The sequence below is a fragment of the Mycobacterium sp. genome (assembly GCF_049281135.1).
In the GTDB taxonomy this organism is placed as follows: Bacteria; Actinomycetota; Actinomycetes; order Mycobacteriales; family Mycobacteriaceae; genus Mycobacterium.
Map to the genome: position 1 here is coordinate 1 of NZ_JBAPRN010000029.1, position 5,317 is coordinate 5,317.

The 5,317-nt window shown below is 65.4% G+C and carries 5 protein-coding genes; 3 read left to right on the top strand and 2 right to left on the bottom strand.

Annotated elements, in window-relative coordinates; all coding sequences use genetic code 11:
• Together WAN02_RS01150 and gnd are read left to right on the top strand one after the other, a co-directional pair.
• The coding region (locus tag WAN02_RS01150) for a glucose-6-phosphate dehydrogenase (RefSeq protein WP_422262031.1) at window positions 1-1,356 on the top strand (1,356 nt) is incomplete at its 5' end.
• Window positions 1,332-2,393, top strand: coding sequence for a phosphogluconate dehydrogenase (NAD(+)-dependent, decarboxylating) (gnd, locus tag WAN02_RS01155; protein ID WP_422262033.1), 1,062 nt, complete (start codon window positions 1,332-1,334; stop codon window positions 2,391-2,393). The genes WAN02_RS01150 and gnd, both read left to right, overlap by 25 nt.
• Here gnd and WAN02_RS01160 read toward each other — a convergent pair.
• On the bottom strand, window positions 2,390-2,998 hold the full coding sequence (locus tag WAN02_RS01160; RefSeq protein ID WP_422262035.1) for a TetR/AcrR family transcriptional regulator: 609 nt from the start codon (window positions 2,996-2,998) through the stop codon (window positions 2,390-2,392). The genes gnd and WAN02_RS01160 overlap by 4 nt on opposite strands.
• An 84-nt stretch (window positions 2,999-3,082) precedes the next feature.
• On the opposite strand from WAN02_RS01160, the gene WAN02_RS01165 reads away from it, so the two are divergent.
• Complete coding sequence (locus WAN02_RS01165; protein WP_422262037.1) at window positions 3,083-4,567, top strand: FAD-dependent monooxygenase; 1,485 nt, start codon at window positions 3,083-3,085, stop codon at window positions 4,565-4,567.
• Here WAN02_RS01165 and WAN02_RS01170 read toward each other — a convergent pair.
• Window positions 4,527-5,317, bottom strand: a 791-nt coding sequence (locus WAN02_RS01170; RefSeq protein WP_422262039.1) for an alpha/beta fold hydrolase, incomplete at its 5' end; no start/stop codon positions are given. The genes WAN02_RS01165 and WAN02_RS01170 overlap by 41 nt on opposite strands.

Consider the following 5,317-nt stretch of genomic DNA (forward strand, 5'->3'; position numbering starts at 1 on the left):
TTCGGGATCACCGGCGATCTGGCCCGCAAGATGACCTTTCAGGCCCTCTACCGCTTGGAGCGCAGCGGGTTGCTGCGGTGTCCGGTCTTGGGGGTGGCCAGCCAAGATATCACCGCTGACGAGTTGGTGGACCGGGCTCGGACGGCGATTACGGCCGCCGGCGAGAAGATCGACGACAAGGTGTTCGACGGGCTTGCCCGACGAGTGTCCTACCTGCACGGCGACGTGACCGACCCCGCCCTGTATGCGGCGCTGGCCAAACAGGTCGGTTCCAAGCGCGCCCTCTACTACCTGGAGATGCCGCCATCGCTGTTCGCGCCGATCGTGGAAAACCTGGCCAAGGCCAACCTGCTGCAGGGATCGCGCGTTGCGGTGGAAAAGCCTTTCGGTAACGACCTGCCGTCCGCGCTCGAACTCAACGCTCGGCTGCGCGCGGTACTGGATGAGGACCAGATCTTCCGGGTGGACCACTTCCTGGGCAAGGAACCGGTCGTCGAGCTGGAGTATCTGCGGTTCGGCAATCTCGCGCTGGCCGAGCTGTGGAATCGGACTTGCATCTCCGAAATCCACATCACCATGGCCGAGGACTTCGGCGTCGATGACCGAGGCAAGTTCTACGACGGAGTCGGCGCCTTACGCGATGTCGTGCAAAACCACCTGCTGCAGGTGCTCGCCGGAGTGGCGATGGAGCCTCCTGTGGGGCCGAGTGCAGACGACCACAACGACAAGAAAGCCGATGTGCTGCGCGCGATACCCGCGGTGGAACCCGACCGATGCGTGCGGGGTCAATATCGTGGCTACACCGACGTCGACGGGGTGAAGAAGAATTCCCAGACCGAGACCTTCGTCGCGCTGCGGGTGGAGATCGACAACTGGCGCTGGGCCGGGGTCCCGATCTTCCTGCGGGCGGGAAAGGCGCTGACCGAACGGGTCACCGAAGTGCGGTTGTTCACCCACCGCGTACCCTCGCTGGCTTTCCTGCCCGATCGCAGGCGGGCCGAACCCAACCAGATCGTGCTTCGGATCGACCCTGATCCCGGATTGCGCCTGCAGTTGACGGCGATCGACGGTGACCGCTGGCGCGCCTTGCACCTGGATTCTTCGTTCATGCAGGACTTGGGCGAGCCGCTCACTCCCTACGAGCGGCTGCTGCACGGTGCGCTGACCGGGGATCACACGCTGTTCGCCCGCGAGGACGGCATCGAGGAGACCTGGCGGATCGTGCAGCCGCTGCTCGACAACCCCGGCAAGAACCATGACTACGAACCCGGCTCGTGGGGGCCGGACGCGGCGCGCGAACTGCTACGCGGACATCGCGGTTGGCAACAGCCGTGGCTAGCCGACAACCACCACTAAGGAGATCCAGCAACATGCAGCTAGGGATGATCGGCTTGGGCCGGATGGGCGCGAACATCGTCCGTCGGGTGACCGCGGGCGGACACGAGTGTGTCGTCTACGACCACGACACGACCGCCGTCAAGGCGTTGGCCAGTGAGGACAGGACGACCGGCGTGTATTCGCTGGCCGAGCTGGCCGAGAAGTTGTCCACGCCGCGGATCGTCTGGGTGATGGTGCCGGCGGGCACGATCACCCAGACGGTGATCGAAAGCCTGGCCGACACACTGGAGGCCGGCGACATCGTGATCGACGGCGGCAACTCGTACTATCGCGACGACTTGAGGCACTCAAAGCTGCTGGGCGATAAGGGCATTCACCTGTTGGACTGCGGTACCAGCGGCGGCGTGTGGGGCCGCGAGCGTGGCTATTGCCTGATGATCGGCGGCGACGAGAAGTCCTTTGCCCACGCCGAGCCGCTGTTCGCCACCATCGCACCCGGAGTGGACGCGGCGGAGCGCACCCCCGGCCGCACCGGCGACATCGCGCAACCGGAGAAGGGGTATCTGTACTGCGGCCACTCCGGGGCCGGTCACTTCGTCAAGATGGTGCACAACGGGATCGAGTACGGGTTCATGGCATCCCTCGCCGAGGGACTGAACATCCTGCGCAACGCCGACATCGGCAAACGGGTCCAGGAGGGCGACGCCGAGACTGCGCCGCTGTCGAACCCGGAGTGCTACCAATACGATTTCGATATCGCCGATGTCGCCGAGGTGTGGCGCCGGGGCAGCGTCGTCGGTTCCTGGCTGCTGGACCTGACCGCGATCGCGCTGCATGAATCACCCGACCTGCACGAGTTCTCGGGCCGCGTCTCGGATTCCGGCGAGGGCCGCTGGACCGCGATCGCGGCGATCGACGAGGGCGTTCCCGCGCCGACGCTGACGACCGCGTTGCAGTCTCGTTTCGCCTCGCGCAGCCTCGACGACTTCGCCAACAAGGCGCTGTCGGCGATGCGCAAGCAGTTCGGTGGGCACGCCGAGAAGCCCAGCGGCTAGCCGTTCAGGGCTCGGTAGAGAAACTCCGTCAACGTGTCGATGGCTTCGTCGTCATCGATACGTCGACCGCCGAACCTGCCGTCGAAATGCTCCCAGCGGTAACGGAATCCGTCCAGCAGTGCAGCGAACATGGGCAGCACCAACTCGGGCGGTCCCGGCAGGGTGCGTCCGGCTTTGGTGATCGGCACCAGATGATCACGCAAATGGTCGAGATTTGCGGCCGTGAGTGCTTCGAGTTTCGCACCGAACTCGGTGTTGACCAGCGCGGCCTGGCGTAGCGCGGTGAGCTCCACGATGTAGCGGGTGAAGAACCGCCAGTAGTTCGCGACGTGCCAGCGAACCGCGTCGCGGTCGCTGAAGTCTGCTTCATGTTGGGAGTCCGACGCGAAAATCGCTGCGTCGTCTTCCGCCAACGCGTCGGTCAGCAGCGCGGTGAGGACTTCTTCCTTGCTGGCGAAGTGGTTGTAGAACGACCCTGCGGCGCGACCGGCTTCGGCGGTGATGTCGGTGATCTTGGCGTTCAGGTAGCCCTGACGGGCGAACACGCGGCGGGCCGCGTCTTTCAGTGCCGCTTCGGTGCTGGCGGCCTGTTCGGTGCGTTTCACCCTGCGCCCTCCTTGACAGAGAAGCTAACACCGCACACACTGAATTCTAATTCACTGAATCGATATTCAACTAAAGGAGCCGCTATGGACGCTGACGTGCTGGTGGCGGGAGCCGGGCCCACCGGGCTCACGTTGGCGCTGGACTTGGTTCGTCGCGGTGTCGGCGTACGGATCGTCGACAAAGCCGATCGCTTCTCGGTGGGATCACGCGGTGACGGAATCTCCCCGCGCACCCTGGAAGTGTTCGAGGACCTCGGGGTGCTCGACGAAGTGATTTCGGCCGGCATGTCGGCGCCGCTGACCCGGGTCTATGCCGAGGACCAGGTGGTGTGGGAGGGGCGGATGGCGGAGCCGGTGGCGCCGCGACCCGACGTGCCGTATCCGAACGTGTGGTTTGTGCCGCAATGGCGCACCGAGCAGATCCTGCGCTCGCAGCTGGCCGCTCATGGGGTCGAAGTCACGCTCAACGCTGGGGTGGCCGCGTTCGAGCAGGATCCGCGGGGGGTCACCGTGGCCATGGAAGACGGCCAGGCTCTGCGGGCGAAATATCTGGTCGGCGCCGACGGCGGTCGCAGCACCGTGCGCAAGCGACTTGCGGTGCCGTTCGCCGGCGAGACCAACGAAGACATCACGTTGCTGCTGGCCGATGTGCGCGTCGATGGCTTGGATCACGACTTCGGGCACGGGTGGTTGCTGGACGGACAGACCTTCTTCGGCTTCACGCCGCTGGCGGGTGGCGATGACACTTATGTGCTCACCACCCGGGCGCCCGGCGTACCCCTCACGCTCGACGGTCTGCAGCAGACATTGGAATCCGCATCCGGGCGTAGCGACATTCGGCTGCGCGAACTGACCTGGAGCACAATCTGGCGCCCGAATGTTCGCATGGTCGAGCAGTTTCGCCTCGGTGGCGTCTTTTTGGCCGGAGACGCCGCGCACGTGCATCCGCCTTCCGGCGGCCAAGGCCTCAATACGGGCGTGCAGGACGGCTATAACCTCGGCTGGAAGCTGGCTGCCGTGCTCGACGGGACGCCCGACGAACTGCTGGACAGCTATGAATCCGAGCGGCTGCCCGTCGCCGCGCGGGTGCTCGGCATCAGCACCGCCTTGTTGCAAAAGCACCTCAGCGGCGCCGATGACGCGTTCGAGCGTGGCGAGGAAACTCGACAACTCGACATCAGCTACCGGCTGGGACCATTGACCCTCGATGACAGCTCCAGTTCCGTTGTGGCCGCTGGTGATCGAGCACCCGACGCGCCATGCACGGGCAGTGACGGTCGGCCGGTGCGCCTGTTCGACTGCTACGCCGGACCGCTGTGGACGCTACTGAGATTCGGGGTAAGCGCGCCCATCCTGGATCGTGCCGGCGTGGCCTCTTACTGCATCGGTGACGACCTCTTCGACGTCGATAACCACATCCGGAATGCTTATGACGTCAAAGATGGTGCGGCCGTACTGATTCGGCCCGATGGATACATCGGTGCCGTCACCTCACAGTCGGCTGACCTTACGGGCTACGCAGACCGGGTCATGCCGGTCGCGTCGCGAACTTCACCACGACGTCGCTGAAGGCGTCGTTGTCGTCGCCCGCAGCGGTGTGCCCGGCATCGGATAACTCGACGAACTCCGCGTTCGGCACGGTGTCCAAAAAGTGCCGCACACCTTCCGGGCTGACCACGTCGGAAAGCTTGCCGCGGATCAGCAGCACCGGGATCGTCAGGTTGGCCGCGGCGTGTTCGAAGTTCTCGGTGCGCAGCTCCGGGTCGTCGCCGGGCTTGGTCATGAAGGCCGGATCCCAGTGCCAGTACCAGCGGCCGTCGCGCAGGCGCAGATTCTTCTTCAACCCCTCGGGGCTGCGCGGTTTGGTCCGGTGCGGCAGATATGCGGCGACGGCGTCGGCGGCCTCATCCAGCGAGGCGAAGCCGTGCAGCCCGCTGAACATGAAGTCACGGATGCGGGCGCTGCCGTTCTTCTCGAACCGCGGGACGACGTCGACGAGCACCAGCCCGGTGACCCGCTTCGGGCCGGCCCGGTCCGCGACGAGGATCCCGGTGAGTCCGCCCATGCTCGCCCCGATCAGCATGACCGGCCGGCCGATGGCGTCGAGCACCTGCATGACGTCCGCGGTCAGCGTCTCGATGTCGTAGTCGGCGTCGGGTGCCCGGTCGCTGTCACCATGGCCGCGGCTGTCCAGCGCGACCACGTGGAATCCTTCGTCGGCCAAGATCTGGCCGGTGTTCTTCCAGGAGAAACGATTCTGACCGCCGCCGTGCAGCATGAGGATCGTCGGTCGACCGGCCGCCACATCGGCGGCGCCCG

What these genes read in the sequence shown, in the direction of transcription:
- WAN02_RS01165 (WP_422262037.1), top strand. Translation starts at nt 3,083, where the DNA reads ATGGACGCTGACGTGCTGGTGGCGGGAGCCGGGCCCACCGGGCTCACG.